The sequence below is a fragment of the Ruegeria sp. YKSD179 genome, from assembly GCF_059612885.1.
Genome location: NZ_JBXWRL010000022.1, coordinates 36977 through 55399 on the forward strand (window position 1 = coordinate 36977; position 18423 = coordinate 55399).

Genomic DNA, 18423 nt, shown 5'->3' on the forward strand with positions numbered 1-18423 from the left:
GTCAGCGTAGCGCCTGCGTTATTGCGGCCAAGTCTTCGTGGTCCAAATCAATCAGAGAGGCAGAGTCGTCTTGGTCCGGTTCGGCGGTTGCCAAACCCTCTGCATAAGCGGCAAGAGCTTTTACGGTTCGGTGTTCAAATACCGAAGATGGCGGCAGCGGCAGCCCATCCTCATTTGCCCTTATTGCGATTTGAATTGCCGTCAGGCTGTCGACCCCAAGATCAAAGAAGTCCTGTGTTATTCCGATTTGGGTTTTCTTTAGAATGAGTGACAATATTTTTGTCAGGTGGTGTTCCATTGCTGACGAAGGGGCGACGATCACCGTGTCTTCCGCCGTCCGCCTGCTGCCTTTTGGCAGACGGGCATTGTCGACTTTGCCATTTGTCGTCAGCGGCATTTCATCCAGTATAACCACGCTATCCGGTAACATTTCGCGCTGAAAATGGGCGGCAAGCATTTCCCATACATCGCTTTCCCTCAGGTTCCGCCCGGCCACATAAACGGTAAGGGTTGGTGGACGATCCAGTGGCTCGTCAAAACCGATCTCGTCCAGGATTTGAGACACCTTTTGTTCGTCAATTTCGTCGTTTAACTCATCCAGAGCTTGCGCACGCGTCTTATGCCCCATGCGAACATCCCACGAATACGGCAGCGCATAATTGTGAAACCCTTCCCGGGCCTTGTGGAGGTGAATTCCGACGTCATTGATCAAGCAGTTGGTCGATCGGCCAGTATCGTCCGGTCGCACCCATGCAGTCCGCATTTTTAGAAAATTGTAAATATCAGATACGGGCACATCAATGTACCGGTAAATGTCTAGCACCTGGATCTGGTCCAAGAATTGACCATCTTGTAAGTCTTGAGTCTCAAGTAGTCGGGATAGAGCGTCATCTTCGGCATGATAAGTCTTTCGCGCCTGCGTTACCATTGCATCCAGTTGGGCGCATGTCGGAGCGCTTGAGCGAAACAGGTCAGGTGTTAGCCTGGTCTCAAAGAATTGCCCCCGCGACAGGCCGGTTACAATCATCGGTGCGCCTTCTGAAAGCGCGGTTCGAAATGCTAACGTATAAAGAGCCTTGAAACACCCCTGACAGACATTGGAGTGAGTTTTGAGGCTATCAACAAAGATTTGGTTCATCTTGTCGGTGCGCAGATAGCGGTGCAGCCAGCCAAGGTCCTGTGTTATTCTTTGAATATTCGCCTTTGCGCCTTCGGAGATGTAGCCATTGTCGAGCGTCACGGCGAGTACGCGAGAAGTATATTCTGCCAGGCGACAGGCTGCATAAGTACTGTCCTTGCCACCGCTAAGAAGCATAATGGCGTCATAATCTCCCGTGCGCGCTTGGCTGGCGCGTGAAATCAGCTTACCTAGCTCGGACTCATCTTTGAAATATGCCTGAGCGCGGTCTTTGTACGTGTCGTACTCTTCGCAAATTGCGCAGAGATCAGGTTCTGGGAATTCAAGTTCTGGCAGGTTGTCGGGTAGCCCGCACCGACGGCAATTGCGGGTTTGCAAGGGTTGTTTTGTTGCCTCAAATGCGACGTGGACCGAGTCCACCCCCGGCAGTTTCTGCAGAACGTGTTCGAACTCGGCGACTTCAAGGCGAACCCCGCCAAGCTTAATTTGTTCGTCTGACCGACCGAGATATTCAACCGAACCGTCGCGCCTGATGCGCCCGAGATCACCAGTTCTGTATATGCGCCCCTGCTCATCTTCGGATTGATCCGGGAATTTATGATCCATGCCAGAAGATGCATTGAGGTAGCCTTGGGCCAACCGGCCCCCAATTACAATTTCGCCGGTCACACTAAACGGGCAGATGTTAAGTGCACTGTCACGCACACTGATTGAAACACCAGAGGCTGGACAGCCGATCTGCACCGATGGCTCAATGTCGATTTCACGGTCAAACAGATGTTGCATGGCTCCGACAACTGCCTCGGTCGGGCCATACTCATTAAATATACTCAAATCAGTCGACAAAACGTCCAGAGCCGATCGGCATAGCCGACTGGTCAGATTTTCGCCTCCCAAAACAAGTGTCTTGATTCTGCGCACGGGGCGGTTTTGTGCGCATACCAAAGCAAGGTGAGATGGCGTCAGTTTAACAATATCCACTTTATCATCGTTAAAGACATCCAGGACTGCCAAATCTGGCTCCCCGCGTTCTGGATAAACTGTTATCGAACCGCCAGTAGATAGAGGCACAAATAACGATGTAAGTGTCAGGTCGAAAGATACTGACGAGAAAAATGGATAATGGGCGGGACGATCTTTGCTGAACGTGGAACCGGCCCAACGGATATATCGATGAAAATTGCCATGATCGACCGCGACACCCTTTGGCGTTCCTGTCGAACCTGAAGTGAACAGAACGTACGCAATGTCATACCTGGTAACCGTCGGTAATGCTGCCTCACTGGTTTCCGTAATGGAGTCAATTGTGATGCTTTGGCAGGTTTGAACTGGCGGCAGATCCGAAGCGGTTACAACAGCGGCAGATTTGGACTCGGTCAAAATTCGTTCGACACGGGCGCTGGGCGTATTTGCCGCAATTGGAATGAAGCAGCAACCAGCCTTGAGGATGCCCAATGCTGCCAACACAAATTCTGGGGAACGTGGCAAGTGAATTGCGATCCGGGATCCTGTATCAACACCAAGATGCGTGATGTGCGCAGCAATTTGATTGCTGTGCTTGTGCACCTGCGCATATGTCATCGAGAAAGAACCGTCGATGATTGCCACGGCTTCCGGCGTGTTTTTCACTTGCTCTTCAATGGCATCAAGTATCGTTCGGACGGGACTTGGGGCTTCGGCCGGACCGTAAAGGATTGCGCGATCATCCCGTGGGCCGCCTAGATCAACTTCGGGAATTTTCGAATTGGCAGAGGATAGTGACGCCGTCAGCATCTTTGCGAAATGCGAAACTAAACGTTCTGCTGGAACTTCGTGCAGAATTTCGTTGTGTACGTCGAAAAACAGATCGGCTCGGCCTGTCCCCTCGAAATCGGTAATGTGGAACCGAATGGCATGAGCGGCGTCATGCGCGCCGCTGTGCAGCCATTGTATGGAAGCCGGATGACCGGCAAACATTCCAAACCGAGACTGGATAAAATTGCAGACAGCACTGATGCCACCATCCTGCCGGTCGGAGGCGGCACATGAACGAACCTGCCGCAGAAATTCGCCCAGTTCAGTTTTGATTTTACCGTGCAATGTCAGCAAACTGTCTGAAGGCTCTATTTCGATCCGAAATGGCAGAACCTCTACAAACAAACCCAGGCTTCCGCGATCTGCGTCAGATGCGCGGTTGTGGGACGGCAGGCCAATAGTGATTACCTCATCGCCAGTAACTCTGTGCAGATACGCGAAATAGGCCGTCAAATACAGGGCCATGCGTGACAAGTCCGGCGTGAAAAGTCGAAATTCGGGCTGGCCTATAGCGGCCTCTAACATCTCTGCGTTTATGTCTGTGAACGGAACGCGAATACGGGTCGAAAAAGAGGTGCGTTGTGCTGGGCTGCCATATGGCGGCGAGGATGGGTTTGGCGTCGATGCAGGCGGACTTTTTGTCTGAGCGTCTCTGTATACGGCACTTTCGAAATAGCTTGGTGCCGGTTCTACTTCGCTGAAACCAGTTGCTGTCAGAGCTTTATATCGTTGAGAAACCTGCTCGAACAACACTGACCCAGATTGGGCGTCACAGGCAATGTGATGCTGACACACGGTCCAGACCCAATGATTGTCGCTCAGTTTTACCAGTTTACTTCTTAGCGTGGCCCGACCCAGATCAAATGCTTTCTGAACCCATGCTGGTAAGGTTTGCTCTAGAACTTTGTTTGGGTCGGCTTCACTGCTTAGATCCCCAATCTCCAGCAAATCCATTGTGGCTTCGCTAGCAATTTGAAATGGGCCGTCACCGTCATCCCGAAAAACGGTTCTTAATATTTCATTTTGTTGCAGCGTCTCTAAAAACGCCTGATAGAATACATTTGGCTTTACTTCGAACCGCAGATCAAAACGCCATGCCACGTTGTACAGCGGCACGTCTGGGTGCAATTGGTGCCCTCTCCAGAAACGTTTTTGGCTCTCGGTAAGACGGTGCATTAGTACGATCCACCTAGCTTGGGATTGCGCGGTGGGCGCCGGCACGTGCAGCTATTTTTTCTAATCCAAAATTTTCGGGTGTCCCTGCCTCAAACGGTCTTTCCATTCTGTATATATGTTCGATAACCAACGGCGGTGAAATAAACTTAGAGGAACCGATTGGGGTGATCGATCCCGAAGTTGATGGGAGGCAATCTCTACCCATTCGGGCGACATGGAAAAACTTCGTAAGAGGTTTGATCGGCTGATCGTTACGCTCCGATACATGGTCTGGATCCAATTCGCTCGAAACGCCAGGCCGATCCAAGAACAATGTATCGACTACGCCAACTTTAATCCCGGTCGAACGCGAAGGATTCAGGATACTCGTACACTGCATCAGTTGACCAATCCTGCCGTCGCTATGCCAAGTCCCGGAAACCCTCCAACGGTGCGCTCGATAAACCAGAAAAGAGCAATCGCAATCAACGCGACGGACCCGAATTGAAGCCCGATGACGCGGTAAGCAGTGAGCCGACGCAGGGCAAAGAATGTCGGAAACACCACCAACACAATTGCCAACTGTCCAACCTCGACGCCGATGTTGAACGTGGCCAGGCCCAAAGCCTTGCGGGCTGGATCGAGGCCGAGAGGTTCCAGCACATTGGCAAATCCAAACCCATGGAAAATACCGAACAGGAATACCACTTTCCATGAACTGGCGTGGAAGCGTGGGATCAGATTACCCAAGGCGACAACTGCAATAGAAATTGCAATTATGGCTTCAACCAGCGTGATGGGCAGGGTGATCACTTCGAAGGTCGCCAGACACAAAGTGATAGTGTGAGCGACGGTGAACACCGTCACGATTTTGACAGTTTCTTTCAGGCTCTCTCGGACACTTTCCGAAGGAACCCAGTGAGAGTTTTCGATGCGCATGACCGCGCCGAGCAAAAGCGTGAGCAAAAACAGCACGTGGTCGAACCCCAACCAGATGTGCCAGACACCATGTTCAAAGAACGTGCGTGCAATATCCTTGGTTGGCTCGTCATTAAGATACAGGCTTTTGACACCGTCGCCTGGAGCAAAAATCAATGAAATAAAGCGCTCGTTTTCATCCATATCGTTGCGGGTGTTACTGCCGATCAGCGCGTATCCTCGATGTGTAGGGTCAACGTCCGAAAACAAACCGTCGTATGACATGTCGATGGTCGTTGGGGTTTGTTCGATACCCAGAACATTGAAGTGGAACTGAGCAAATTTATCGACCTTCGTGCCAAAGAATGTCAGGTCGTCAAACTCAATTTGGTAGGGCTGTCCTTCATGCGATAGCTGCATCCGCTCCTGAAAATACGCATAGAATTCGTCTGCTGCGGCGCGCACTTCGTCTTCTGATAGAGACGTTTCGATATCTTTGGAGTTTTGCTGTATCCGGGTCAAATCTGTCAGCGTTACCTCGATACGTCCCGCAAGTGTGTCTTCGGTCACGTCAAAATAGACATAGCTTTCGTTAAAGCTGTGAGCGTGCGCCATCGAAGCAAATACGACCAACAGCCACATCCAAGACCAATTTACCAGCGCAAGAAATGTGCTGTGAAAACTGATAGGCGACCGGCTCTCGGTGCGTTCAGGAAAGTCGTATTTCATGAGCTTTGAATTCCATTTTTAAAGGGCGGGGCCATTGCCCGATTTCCAATTTGACGATTCTCGTTCGTTGAAAGTCCGAAGTGACCGAACAGAACGGATAATCTTCTGGACACTTGGGGCCGTTGATCGCCGCAACTTGGTATGAGTACGGGCACCCGCCAAAAGTGCACATAGCATCCGTACTTGGCCCTTGGGGTTGCTCGTCGGCACTGCTTACCAAAGGCACAAAGGAAAACTGTGATGTCTTACCATAAGCATAGCAGTGGTCAGTTACATGTGCTGTGGTCTTATCTTGGCAGACATCAGACACCGAAACGGGTCCGGTAGAATCCAACGATCCGTCGTCATCCTGAGGGGGGAAAAATAAAGACAATCCTCGAAGTGCTTCCAGTCGCCGGGCAGAGCTCGGGTCGGTTGAGCACTCAAAGCGAAAGAAGGTCGCAAAATCTTTGCAACCGTTCGGCGAAGCGCTGCACGTGAATATACTCGATGTGTTCACTGGCATTGTTCAATAAGTCATTCCTAACCTATTTACGCCGGGCTGTCTTTAACGGATCATAATTTATCTATATGAAGCGTTGGTCAGCAGATTTTCAGGGCTTGTCTGTTTGTGTGCGTCATTGTTTTTCGGTCAATCGCCGCAAGTAACGTTCAAGAACTTGTCCGTCTTTTTCGACGCGGCAGGCTGCCTGCATCGCCCTGCAGTTTTTTAGGACGCGGTCACTTCGAAGCAGCTCGTCGATGTTCTTCTCAATCAGATTGGCAGGATCCGTGGTTCGGCCTGCCCGTCCAATACCGTGAAAGATCACTCTGGCGGCGCCGCCTTTCTGATCATTGACATGCGGGAAAATTAGCATCGGCGTGGCCGCATCAACCGCTTCGACCAGACCGCCGGTCCCGCCATGCATTATAGCAAGGTCAGCGTGTCTTAGAATTTGGGTTTGCGGCACCCAAGGCACAAAGTCGATATTGTCGGGTTTGTCCTCTAGAGGTATGTCTCCCCATTTTTTGCCTGCCGCGCCGAGGAAAATCCATTCCGTTCGGCGGCGGGCGATTTCCATCAAATGCCGTACCAAATGGCTGTCTGGCTTCATCATTGAGCCGAAGCCAACGAAAATTCGCTTCCTTTGCCCTTTTGGGTTGCAGAAACGTTCAACTGCGGAATGTGCGCTTACGCCTTCTGGACGGCTTGTCAGGATCATCGGGCCTAAATATTCCATTTCTGCGTATGATCGTGTCGGCAGGTCCAAAGCTTGGGGCAGCAACAACACGGTCGGAATTTTGTAGGTCCAAGGCATTTGCCAGCAGTTGATGCGCCGAATCGTCTTGATTGGTACACCTTGCCTGCGGGCAAGTTCGGTTAGGGCTGTTGGGTGGTCCGCGCCTAGATCAGATCGCTTATTTCGGTAAAACCGTATTCTTTTGCTTAAAAGGTATAGGGCCCATGTCAACATTACGGCCAATCTGCTGCCCCTCAATCCCGATCCGGGATAAGACCTTTTATGCAAGGGTGGTGCGCGTAGCCCGGGCGGTGACAAGAACATGTTGCTGTATTGAACAACGGGCAACCCCATCGACAGGGCTACAATAATATGCGCGTGCATCTCGCAATCGACAAAGATCGCATCAGGGTTAAACTGCCTAAGCGCAATTTTCAGACCATCGACGCCAAGCTCGGTAACTGCTGCATTCAATCTATCTTGGAATGCATTACTGTTCGCTTCAGCCGTGTTAAGTGGTGATAGCAAGGGTGTGAGAGTATGGATTTTTGGCCTGCGGATTTTGTGATGACTAAATCCGTTCAGCGACAATAGCTCAGCCGCAGATTTTGGGGCGAACACCTTTATGTAATAACCCTCAGCCCGCGCTCGTCTGGCAAGTTCGACGACACTGCTGAGCGGGCTGTAGATACCACTTGCGATGATGGCCACCCGTCTTGCCATCACTATTCAGTCCATTTTCTTTTTGCTTTCATTGTCTTCGCACCTATCGCGTTTCTTGCATCGGTCAAGGATATTCATGAGTTGCAAAAAGATCGACAGATCCAAACCGACGCTGCATCGGTTTGACGACTTTGCTGAAAACTCCGTACTCGAGGCGTCCCACTACTATCAATGCAATTCTAAGGTTGGTGCAAGCTCAAGCGGTTCGGTTTTCAGACGTCGCTTTTTCAGATTTCAATTGAGCCAGTTTTTTGCGGTAATGCTCGATGCAATTTTCATGAGCTTTGTATACTGTCTCATCAGCTAACAGGTCGCTTATCTTAGCCTTCAACTTTCCCCGGTATTCCAGCATTCGCGGATCATAAACTTCGTTGCGGTTGAATATGTCCCAATACTTGTCGCGAAATCTGGATGAGCGATTTTCGGCGCCGATTGCTTTCGTACCTTGGCCGCGCTGTTTCTTAAGTCCAAAACTATCCTTTGTTTTTACCGCATAATGAAAAATCGATGCCCAGTCATGAGATACCAAATCCGGTGGGGAATCCCCTAATCTGTGTCGTCTGCCGCCGCCCGCGCGATAGAATAGATCATGCATGCCTTGTCCGGCGGCATTTATGAATTTCCCATCCGACTCTTGATAGCCCCACTTAAAAAATGGGCGATGGAGTCCAAACCCGCGGGTCTTATCCGTTTTCTTGAACAGCGTTTTAAAACGGAAGGTGCGACTGCTGTTCGTTTCGCTACGATGCAAGAACTTTTGCGTGACCAGACCTTCAGACCATTGCGCGAAGCCACTGTCGCCGAAATTCAGCCAATTCACCGCCATGCCAGCAGCAATAGGTTCGATTTTCTTGATCAGTTCAACCACGCTGTTTTCTGCGTTTACACAGAATAGAAATTCGTCAGAATCCAACCACATGAGCCAATCAGCATGTTCAAAAGCCTCGTGGTCAAAGCCTAGCTCTGCGGCTTGGTTTTGGGGTACCTGGTCATCTGCCAGATTTTGAAGAACGTGGGATAGAGCTCCGCTTGCGTCCAGGGCGTCCAACAGTTCAGTTGTGCCATCGGTCGAGTCATTGCTGTATATGACAATGTCTGTAAATCCGACGAGTTTGTGATAGGCAACCCATTCCAGCAGGAAGGGACCTTCGTCCTTGGCGCATGAAAACAGCCCAATCTTCATTAAGATCCCTGGCGAGTACTAAATCCCATTATGTGGCCGCGGCAGAGACACTCGTTGGGACGTACAATCAATGATTAGGCCAACGAAATTTGCCTTACGCAGATTGGCCCTTTGGTAGCACGCCAGCACTCACTGCACAATCGATTGGACCTGTTCATTTGCAGTGTCTGGACGATATTTTCCTCGCAATACCCAACACAGGTTAGAGGGCTTATTACGACGCGTTTGGGGCAGTCTAAGCGAGGTTAAAGCTGTTCAACTTTGACCGAGTCCATTGGATAGAAAGCAAGGTATTCCTTTATGCTGGAAACAGCTGCAATTGGGTCCTCATAACTCCAGACCGCGTTCTCGGTCACAGAGGATTTGTTGACAATTGAAAAATGCGTTGCGTCGCCCTTACTTGGGCAGTGGGTCACTTTGTCTGTTCGGTCAAGGAATGCCATCGCTATGTCAGCGCGAGGGAAATAAATCACTGGTTCCTTGTCGCCCTCTACCAGCTCTAGCGCATCGGTCGTTTCGCCCAGTATTGCTCCACCGGAACGCACGCTCCACTTTCCCGGTGCCTTGCGGATTGTAATGTGCTTGGCCATATCTGCTCCTTCCCTCGTTTCTTCTGGGGTTCTCCCTGCCCAGTATATGTGTCACTTCTGTGTCAAATAGTTGCGGTTGCGGCATCCAACCACAGTTGTGCGTCACCTCCCAGCCTTGGGCGAATTTTTTTTGCTACGTCACTGTGATAATTATTGAGCCACGCGCGTTCATCGCCCGACAACATATCGGCAACGATCAAACGACGGTCGATTGGCACGTATGTCAAGGTGCGCCAGTTCAGCATCGCACGCTCAACGTCGCCTCCGGGCAGGGTAGGAGCCTTTTCCACAACAACCAAGTTTTCAAGACGAATGCCAAATGCGCATTCGCGGTAATACCCCGGTTCATTTGATAGGATCATTCCCGGTTCCAATGGCACGTGGCTGATCCGGGACAGGCGTTGCGGGCCCTCATGCACACTCAGGTAAGTTCCAACGCCATGACCTACGCCGTGGTTAAAGTCCTGACCAGCGAGCCAAAGAGGCATCCGTGCGATACATTCGATATCCCGCCCTGCCAACCCAACGGGCCAGCGTAACATTGACATTGCGACCATGCCCTTCAGAACGCGAGTAAAACAGGTTTTCTCCTCGTGACCGACGTCGCCGATTGCGATTGTGCGGGTAATATCCGTAGTGCCGTCGAGATATTGACCACCGCTGTCGAGCACTAACAGGTGACCATCTTCGAGGCGACTGTCTGTATCCTCAGTTACCCGGTAGTGCATGATAGCTCCGTTCGGACCCGTGCCAGCAATCGTGTCGAACGAGATGTCTTGCAGAGCATTGTCGTGGCGGCGACTTCCCTCCAACCGGGTGACCACCTGTGTCTCTGTTATGCTGCCGGGCGGTTGCGCGTCCAGCCAGCACAGCAACTCGACCACTGCCGCAGCATCGCGTAAGTGTGCTTCTGCCGTTCCTTCGATCTCGGCTTCGTTCTTTCGCGCCTTTGGAAGAACGCATGGGTCGCCGCCGTCCACCATCCGATCTCCCAGAATATCTCCAACGATCTGAGGCACTGTTCCCGGATCAACTTGCACGTTACCCGTCAGTGAACCAACTGCATCAAGGAAAGTGTCCGGCTCGTGAAGATGAATGCGGGGAGCCAATGCTCCGTCGAGATTATTGAGTTTTTTTGGTGCCATAAACAGATCGACATGTCCGTCTGCGCGTAGAATAGCAAATCCATGCGCAACAGGGTTGTAGGCAATGTCTGCGCCACGGATGTTCAACAGCCACATAATCGAGTCCGGCAGAGTTATAATGGCCGCGACATTCCCTGCTTTTTGAAGGCTTGATGCCAGCCGGGAAATTTTGCTTTCCGAGGTTTCGCCAGCAAACTCGATGGGATGAGACTTAACTGGCTGCATCGGTGGCGCCGGCTGACCCTTCCAGATGCGATCCACCAAATTGCTGCAGCGAACCAGTTCAATGCCTGTGCCATCCAGCTCTTTCTGTGCGCCCGAGATTTGGCCGACCGAGTGCAGCCACGGGTCGAATCCTACTTTACCACCATCAGGTAAATGTTGTTTCAGCCAAGCACTCAGGCTGACCTCGGGCCAAGGCACAGGTGTGAAATCGCCCGCTACCTGCGCTTTGACCTGTGTTCGATAACGCCCGTCGACAAAAACCCCGGCGACCTTGGATAAAACAGCACAAAATCCAGCAGATCCGGTGAACCCTGTTAACCACGCAAGACGCTCGTCCCTTGGCGCAACGTATTCGCCTTGATGGGCATCTGCGCGTGGGACCAGAAAACCGTCAAGCCCCTCATTCGAAATCTCGTCCCGCAATGCAGCCAGCCGTGGGGGGCCTTGGTCAGGTCGCGCGGTCGCCGCAAATGACTGAAACATTGGGGGTCTCCTTTAAATCTAATGTGTTGGAAACTGAGGGGTACTCGGCAAAAAGTCCAGATTGAGATACTGACATGCATCAAAATTTGGGCGTATTTGACTGCCAAATATAAGCGCCTGACCCATGTTAGGTAAGCTCGCGGTCATCTTTCTTTCTTGTGCCAACAGATCGTTCGCATGTAGTCGCGCAACCAGTTAAAAAGGCAGCAAAACTAAGGAAAATAAGTCACAGGCAAGAAAGATTCAACTCGCCCGTTTCATCCCCATGACACGTGCTCGAGCACGCGGGTCGCTGTCGAAAAGTGCAGCCAGCTGTTCGGTCATGGCCCCTGCAAGTTGTTCGACATCGGTGATCGTGACGGCGCGGTCATAATATCGCGTCACGTCATGGCCGATGCCGATGGCCAGCAATTCCACCATTTGGCGTTTTTCCACCATGGCGATCACGTCCCGCAGGTGCTTCTCCAGATAATTTGCCGGGTTGACACTGAGGGTAGAGTCATCAACTGGGGCACCATCAGAGATCACCATCAGAATTTTCCGTGCTTCACGACGTGCCAGCATTCGCCGATGCGCCCATTCCAGTGCCTCACCGTCGATGTTTTCCTTTAGCAGGCCTTCCTTCATCATCAGGCCAAGGTTGGGTCGTGCCCGCCTCCAAGGTGCATCAGCACCTTTGTAGATAATGTGGCGGAGGTCGTTCAAACGTCCGGGCTGTTGCGGGCGGCCGTCATTCAACCAAGCTTCCCGCGCCTGTCCACCTTTCCAGGCGCGTGTGGTAAATCCCAAAATCTCAACTTTTACGTTGCACCGTTCCAGTGTCCGCGCCAGAACGTCGGCGCAAATTGCAGCGATCGAGATCGGACGGCCACGCATCGAACCCGAATTGTCCAAAAGCAACGTTACGACTGTATCGCGGAATTCGGTATCTTTCTCGACCTTGAAGCTTAGCGGCGTGGTCGGGTTTGCAACAACACGGGCTAGGCGGCCAGCGTCCAGAATACCTTCTTCGCGGTCGAATTCCCAGCTGCGGTTCTGCTGAGCCTGCAAGCGGCGTTGCAACTTGTTCGCCAACCGGCTGACGGCTCCCTTAAGCGGCTCAAGCTGTTGGTCAAGATAAGCCCTTAACCGCTCTAGCTCGGCAGGTTCTGCCAAATCTTCAGCAGCGATTTCTTCGTCATAGGTATTCAGATAAACCTTGTAGTCCGGATCAGCTTCGGAAGCCGGTGGTGGAGCAGGCGGTTCCAACGGTGCTTCACCGTCGGGCATCTCGGCTTCCTCTCCCATTTCATCCTCGGCCATCTCATCCATCGAGACCTGAGCCTGAGACTGATCTTGCTGCTCTTCCTGCGTCTGTTCTGGATTTGCGTCGGCGTCTTGTTCGTCCTGATCATCTTGACCGGTGCTGTCTGGATCAGGTTGCTCTTCAGCATCATCTTCAGCCTGGTCTTCCTGCTCGTCATCCAATTCATCGGGGTCTTCGCCCAATTGGTCGCCATAACCCAGATCTTTGATCATCTGCCGTGCGAACTTCGCGAATTCGGTCTGATCCGAGAGAATGTCCTGCAAGTTGTCCAAAGTGCCGCCGGCTTGTTCTTCGATAAAGCCGCGCCACAGGTTCATTATGTTTTCTGCCGCAGGAGGCAAATCGCGCCCTGTTGCGAGATGCCTGATCAGATACCCCGCAGCAACCGACAGTGGTGCGTCGGCTGGCTGCTTGCATTGGTCATAACCTCGACGGATCGCTTCGTTGCCGATTTTGACGTCGATATTCGACGCCGTACCGGGCATATCGCGGGCGCCCATAGCCTCGCACCTGGCAACTTCCATTGCCTCGTACAAATCACGGGCCATGTCACCCGGAGGCGCATAGCGAGCATGGGTCGCGTCGTCGTGGTACTTACGCTGCAATGCAAGGGCGTCGGCGGTTCCTCGGGCCAACAACACCTCTTCGCGCGTCATTCGGCGGCTAACCTGGGGCAGGCGCATCGACTCGCCCGACATGCCAGACGGGTCAACCGTATATGTGACTGAAAGCTCGGGATCATCGGCCATGACCTTGGTGGCTTCGGCCAACGCTCTCTTGAAAGGATCGGCAGGGTTGTCGTTCGGTTTGCTCATATATCGGCCCCTGCTTCTTTCATCGTTGTTTCGTCGGTCGCCAAACGCGTTAGTACATCGACATGTACATCAAGCGCATCAATCACCTTATATCCGGGTTTTTGACCATCAAATGCGAGATTCAAATCTGTTCCTGCTAATACAATCGCATCAGCTCCGAGATCATCCACCATTCGACGACCAGCGTCCAAAAACAGCTCGCGATTCTGATCTGAGCAGCGACCCTCAACAGCCATATCCTGATAGATCTGTCCCAAAGTCTCAATCTCGTCGTCAAAAGTCACAGCACGCGTTTGTTGGAGCTGGCCATAAAGTTTGGTCTGCATCACGACACGAGTACCTAAAAGCCCCACAGTGTCATAACCCTTTGAGGCAAAGTAACCGTCCAAAGGTTTCACGGCTGAGATCATCGGCAACGATGAGCGTTTGACGGTTTCATCATAGCAAAAATGTCCTCCCAGCGAGGTAATTGCAACGCAGTCAGCTCCTGCAGCCTTGAGTCGGTTTATAAGCTCCGAATAGACTTTGGCCTGATTGACTTTCTCATCAGCCAAATTGTTTCGGATCAATTCTTGAACGTCCGCATGCACAATGGTCAAATCCAGTGATCGACCTCGCAAAGCCACCGCAGTACTCAGCCGTTGATAGTACACTACTGTCGCTGCAACTCCAATTCCGCCGATTAAGCCAATATGCACGGCGGCCTCCTGTTACCCCAAGCTCGCGCTGGCCGCGCTTTCCGGCAGCTCTTCATCAAAGCATCGCTGATAGAACTCTGCCACGGTTTGGCGTTCCAGTTCGTCACATTTGTTCAGAAAGGACAGACGGAAGGCGTAGCCCACGTTGCGAAAGATTTCGGCGTTTTGCGCCCAATTAATGACCGTACGGGGGCTCATAACCGTCGACAGGTCGCCGTTCATGAATGCAGTTCGCGTCAAATCAGCGACTGTGACCATCTGGCTAACAGTTTTTCGGCCCTTTTCGGTATTATAGTTTGGTGCTTTGGAAAGCACGATCATCGTCTCGGCGTCGTGACTGAGATAGTTCAAGGTCGAGACCAACGACCAACGGTCCATCTGAGCTTGGTTGATTTGCTGTGTGCCGTGATACAGGCCGGTGGTGTCGCCCAAGCCCACCGTGTTTGCTGTGGCGAACAGGCGGAAGTTCGGGTTCGGCGTAATGATTTCATTCTGATCAAGAAGGGTAAGCTTCCCATCATGCTCCAACACGCGCTGGATCACGAACATTACATCGGCGCGCCCTGCATCGTATTCATCAAAGACAATCGCCACTGGATTGCGTAAGGCCCAAGGCAGAATACCTTCATGGAATTCAGTGACCTGTTTGCCATCGCGTAGCTTGATCGCGTCTTTACCGATTAGGTCGATACGGCTGATATGACTGTCCAGGTTCACACGAACTGCAGGCCAGTTCAAACGCGCGGCCACTTGTTCAATGTGGGTCGACTTACCAGTGCCATGGTAACCTTGGATCATCACCCTGCGATTGTGCGCAAAGCCAGCCAGAATCGCCAATGTGGTTTCAGGATCGAATTTATAGGTATGGTCAATGACGGGCACGCGGTCGCTTGCTTCTGCGAATCCTTTGACAGTCATATCGCTGTCAATACCAAACACCTCACGGACCGAGATATCTTCGGTCGGTTTTGCGTTGATGTCGATCGATCCGTCAGCCATGCGCCTAGTCCTTATCCTTTGGCCCGTTCAGGGAGTTTGAACCTGTGTGTGGTGCAACATATTGCGGGGAAGGGCAAGGGAAAGCGGCGCATTCGACATAGTGACTGTAAGCTGACCTGATCCACGAGTTACGTCGTTTGGGTCGATTGCTCTTGAACACCTGTTAAAATTGCTCTCTTTGCCGCCATGCAACTTAAACGGGAATTTTCTGTGTACTCTATGCGTTTAACAAAAGCGGCCTTACAAAGGATTTCTTTCGACTCCAACGCTCTTTTTTGGTGCGCATTGATTATTGTTGCGACCTCGCTGAGGCTTTTTCATTTGGGAAGTGAAAGCTTGTGGAATGATGAGCTTGCCAGCTGGGCGTTCAGTAAAGTTGACTCCTTGGGCCAAGTTATTGAGTTGACAAAAAGAGACGTCCACCCTCCGGGTTATCAAGTTTTTCTTTATTTTTGGATCAAACTTGCTGGCGACACCGAGATCGCGTTACGGTTGCCAGCTGCAATTGCTGGTGTGTGGGCCGTAGCGTTTTTGCTATTGTTGGGTCGGCGCCTTTACACACCACAGGTCCCCGGGCTTTCGGCATTATTGCTCGCAGTTTCATGGACCCCGATATACTACTCACAAGAAGGCCGGGCCTACAGCCTTTTGATGCTAGGCGCGATTGCGACAAGCTATTACTGGGTGAAAGTATTTTTTGAAACACGCTACTGCGGTCAAAAAGTACGGCCATACGATGTTGTATGTCTCGCCGTGTGGTCCGTTGCAATGGTCTACCTGCATTACTTTGGCGTTTTACTTTTTGGTATACAGGTTTTAGGAGCCTTTTTTATCGGATGGAGACACAGAGAGTTACAACTTTCTGCTTTTGCTTTATCGCTGGTGGTTTTGATATCTTTCGCTCCCTGGGTTCCAGTAATGCTATCGCATAGCGGCAAGGAAATGTCGCATCTTGCCGCGCCGAATTCCTGGGCGGCATTGCAAGATTTTATGAAATTTGCCTTTGATCGGACAAATGCTTTCTCTGTGATACCTGTACTGGCAATTCTGTCTTTTCCAGTATTGTTGTGGACGCAGAAAACACCAGAAGGTCCAGAAGTTTCTGAATTTGTAGCGAAGTACCGGAACTTACTCCTAGTGCTTTGGTTTGTTTTACCATTTCTTATGGCGTTGGTGATTTCTCATTTGATAACGCCAGTCTGGCATAAGCGAAATCTGATAATAGTCGTTCCACCAATCTATTTAATGGTTGCAGCTTCCATTTGGTCGCTTCCCAAACGATCAGTCACCACTGTCCTATCTGTTTTGGTTCTGCTTTCAGTATTCTACAGCGTCGGATTCAAAGGTGGGTATTACAGCAAGACAAAAAAGACGCAATTTAGAGAAGCCATTGAATTTGTTTGTGAAAGATACAAGAGAGAGCCAGTGCTTTTTTATGCGTTGGAGGCACGCTATCTGGAATACTACGACGATGAATGTGATTTGGCAGAAAAGTTGGTTGGGCCATTCGGATCTGCTGGAGACGTTCAAAACGTCGAGCAATTGCTCAGTGAAATGGATGTTGAACGGTTTTGGTACATAAGCGCGCACAGAAAGCCTAACCCAGTGTTTCTGCAATACTTGAGCGATAATTTTGATGAGATAGAGGCAATAGAACATCGTGGGACCCGCAGCATTCTGATGCAGCGAAGAAAGTCTATGGGTGTTTCTGCAATATCATCCGGTGATCAGAACGGTTTTGGATTTTCCAATTAAAAAATTACTCTGATGGCTGAACAGCCAAGAGATACCGCAGTTTAGTCGTGAACGGAAAAGCAGGTTTGTTGTAGTGAGGCTTTGAATCCTCTGGTGGTACTTTGGAATTGGTGTGGCCAATGAAAACCGCCACGTTCGCGTCAAAGCAACTTGCCAAGCGGAAAATTACTTCGGAAAAGTAACTGTTTAGGATATATCTGACGTCCGAAAAAAGCCACCGGCCGAGGTGATGCTTTGAAGGGTGTCCAACCTCAACAATACCTATTCTAAAAGCTCTTATCGCGCTTGAAATATTGCGCCAACCGTAGCCAGCGGTCCGATTTTTCAATGAATGGGAACAGATAAGTGATGGAGTTGCAGGCAAACCGACGGGGTCTTCTGATCGACTCATGAAGTTTGCCATGTCGCTTTTTTGTAACAGGAAAGGCAGTCAAGAATTCCAATCGAATGGATTTTCTTCAACGAGAATTAAAATTCATAAAATAATATATCTTATAGAATTGCGCACCCTATCGCGTAAGGTGTTGGTGCAGGCATTTTGCAAAGAATCTGGGTGAAGAGTACATGAAAGCCAAAGTCATGAGCGGTGTCTCAACCCAGTCTTACGCTGGGTTTGTCAACTTAATTTTGCCGAATGCTAAAAGGGTTAGCTGATGCCGTTTGACGCAACGCTACATACTGTGAACACCACTGGTGGCGGAGATCTGGTTGTACAAGGCTCGACTACGCCCGCGATTATCTCCGGTCTGACTGTGTCGTTTGATGGGGGCGTAACTTTCCAGCCTTATACGTATTTGGGGCAAGGCAACTACCGCGGATCAGGCGAATCCGGTGAATTCATTCAGGTAGGTGGTCAAATCTATGCTTGGGATACTGACAATCCCACAGGCCCAATGACCACGGGTAACTGGCAAATTGGTGAAACTGAACTTGATCCAACGGACCCACCCTGTTTTGTAGCAGGAACTTTGATCGAGACGGAGTCAGGCCCACGTGCGGTCGAAGATTTGGTCGTTGGTGACAGGGTCTGCGTTTCAAACGATGAAACTTTGCCGATTGTTTGGGTCGGGAAGAAAACCCTTAACGCAGATGTTCTACGCGCAAATCCGAAATTCAGGCCTGTTCACATTCGGCGTGATGCGCTCGGACCAGGACTTCCTAACAGGGATTTATGTGTATCGCCACAGCACAGGATCGTGCTGGATGGCTGGCGGGCCGAACTTTTGTTTGGTGAGCCGATGGTTTTTTCAGCCGCGGTTCATTTGGTCAATGACAATACGATCCGGCAGGTGCAGCCGGTTGCACCGGTGGAATACTATCATATCGCATGCCCGCGGCACGCGATATTAAGATCTCATGGTTTAAAGAGCGAGAGTCTGTTTTTAGGTGGCAGGGCCTTAAATTCTTTTGACCGTCGTGACATCGAAGAATTACGAGCGCTGTTTCCAGAGCTAATTAGGCAAGAGACTGGTGCGCAACGTACTCGGCTACGCTGTCTCAAGCGCCCTGAGGTTATAGCCCTTCAAGGCATGCTCCCTCACTAAAGC

The 18423-nt window shown here is 51.0% G+C and carries 11 protein-coding genes; 2 read left to right on the top strand and 9 right to left on the bottom strand.

The annotated features are described in order from the left end of the window. Position 1: 1 nt before the first annotated feature. The 9 genes from AC2FNE_RS12625 to cobS form a co-directional block, all read right to left on the bottom strand. Positions 2 to 4108, bottom strand: coding sequence for an amino acid adenylation domain-containing protein (locus tag AC2FNE_RS12625; RefSeq protein ID WP_496805496.1), 4107 nt, complete (start codon positions 4106 to 4108; stop codon positions 2 to 4). 378 nt (positions 4109 to 4486) lie between these two features. Continuing rightward, complete coding sequence (locus tag AC2FNE_RS12630) at positions 4487 to 5734, bottom strand: HupE/UreJ family protein (protein ID WP_496805497.1); 1248 nt, start codon at positions 5732 to 5734, stop codon at positions 4487 to 4489. A 617-nt stretch (positions 5735 to 6351) separates the two neighbouring features. Continuing rightward, positions 6352 to 7677 carry a nucleotide disphospho-sugar-binding domain-containing protein gene (locus AC2FNE_RS12635; protein ID WP_496805498.1) on the bottom strand — a complete coding sequence of 442 codons (1326 nt, stop codon included), beginning with the start codon at positions 7675 to 7677 and terminating at the stop codon, positions 6352 to 6354. A gap of 196 nt (positions 7678 to 7873) precedes the next feature. Then, the gene (locus AC2FNE_RS12640; protein WP_170608626.1) at positions 7874 to 8860 is read right to left on the bottom strand and encodes a glycosyltransferase family 2 protein; all 987 of its coding nucleotides are present in this window, start codon (positions 8858 to 8860) and stop codon (positions 7874 to 7876) included. 245 nt (positions 8861 to 9105) lie between these two features. Further along, positions 9106 to 9450: a DUF427 domain-containing protein gene (locus tag AC2FNE_RS12645; RefSeq protein ID WP_170476693.1), complete on the bottom strand. Its 345-nt coding sequence runs from the start codon at positions 9448 to 9450 to the stop codon at positions 9106 to 9108. Positions 9451 to 9512: 62 nt separating this feature from the next. Continuing rightward, complete coding sequence (locus AC2FNE_RS12650; RefSeq protein WP_496805499.1) at positions 9513 to 11303, bottom strand: aminopeptidase P family protein; 1791 nt, start codon at positions 11301 to 11303, stop codon at positions 9513 to 9515. Between the two features lie 243 nt (positions 11304 to 11546). Further along, entirely contained in the window at positions 11547 to 13424 is a 1878-nt protein-coding gene (gene cobT, locus AC2FNE_RS12655) for a cobaltochelatase subunit CobT (protein WP_170476696.1), read from the bottom strand. Further along, a complete protein-coding gene (locus AC2FNE_RS12660) occupies positions 13421 to 14122 on the bottom strand; it encodes an aspartate/glutamate racemase family protein (protein WP_170608624.1) in 702 nt (233 codons plus the stop codon). Before AC2FNE_RS12660 ends, cobT begins: the two co-directional genes overlap by 4 nt. Positions 14123 to 14134: 12 nt before the next feature. Next, on the bottom strand, positions 14135 to 15121 hold the full coding sequence (gene cobS / locus AC2FNE_RS12665) for a cobaltochelatase subunit CobS (RefSeq protein ID WP_170476700.1): 987 nt from the start codon (positions 15119 to 15121) through the stop codon (positions 14135 to 14137). Between the two features lie 219 nt (positions 15122 to 15340). On the opposite strand from cobS, the gene AC2FNE_RS12670 reads away from it, so the two are divergent. Together AC2FNE_RS12670 and AC2FNE_RS12675 are read left to right on the top strand one after the other, a co-directional pair. Beyond that, positions 15341 to 16876, top strand: a complete 1536-nt coding sequence (locus AC2FNE_RS12670; RefSeq protein WP_496805500.1) for a glycosyltransferase family 39 protein — start codon at positions 15341 to 15343, stop codon at positions 16874 to 16876. 653 nt (positions 16877 to 17529) lie between these two features. Beyond that, complete coding sequence (locus AC2FNE_RS12675; RefSeq protein ID WP_170608620.1) at positions 17530 to 18420, top strand: Hint domain-containing protein; 891 nt, start codon at positions 17530 to 17532, stop codon at positions 18418 to 18420. The last annotated feature ends 3 nt before the right edge of the window (positions 18421 to 18423 follow it).

What these genes read in the sequence shown, in the direction of transcription:
- AC2FNE_RS12625 (WP_496805496.1), bottom strand. Translation starts at nt 4,108, where the DNA reads ATGCACCGTCTTACCGAGAGCCAAAAACGTTTCTGGAGAGGGCACCAA.
- AC2FNE_RS12630 (WP_496805497.1), bottom strand. Translation starts at nt 5,734, where the DNA reads ATGAAATACGACTTTCCTGAACGCACCGAGAGCCGGTCGCCTATCAGT.
- AC2FNE_RS12635 (WP_496805498.1), bottom strand. Translation starts at nt 7,677, where the DNA reads ATGGCAAGACGGGTGGCCATCATCGCAAGTGGTATCTACAGCCCGCTC.
- AC2FNE_RS12640 (WP_170608626.1), bottom strand. Translation starts at nt 8,860, where the DNA reads ATGAAGATTGGGCTGTTTTCATGCGCCAAGGACGAAGGTCCCTTCCTG.
- AC2FNE_RS12645 (WP_170476693.1), bottom strand. Translation starts at nt 9,450, where the DNA reads ATGGCCAAGCACATTACAATCCGCAAGGCACCGGGAAAGTGGAGCGTG.
- AC2FNE_RS12650 (WP_496805499.1), bottom strand. Translation starts at nt 11,303, where the DNA reads ATGTTTCAGTCATTTGCGGCGACCGCGCGACCTGACCAAGGCCCCCCA.
- cobT (WP_170476696.1), bottom strand. Translation starts at nt 13,424, where the DNA reads ATGAGCAAACCGAACGACAACCCTGCCGATCCTTTCAAGAGAGCGTTG.
- cobS (WP_170476700.1), bottom strand. Translation starts at nt 15,121, where the DNA reads ATGGCTGACGGATCGATCGACATCAACGCAAAACCGACCGAAGATATC.
- AC2FNE_RS12670 (WP_496805500.1), top strand. Translation starts at nt 15,341, where the DNA reads ATGCGTTTAACAAAAGCGGCCTTACAAAGGATTTCTTTCGACTCCAAC.
- AC2FNE_RS12675 (WP_170608620.1), top strand. Translation starts at nt 17,530, where the DNA reads ATGCCGTTTGACGCAACGCTACATACTGTGAACACCACTGGTGGCGGA.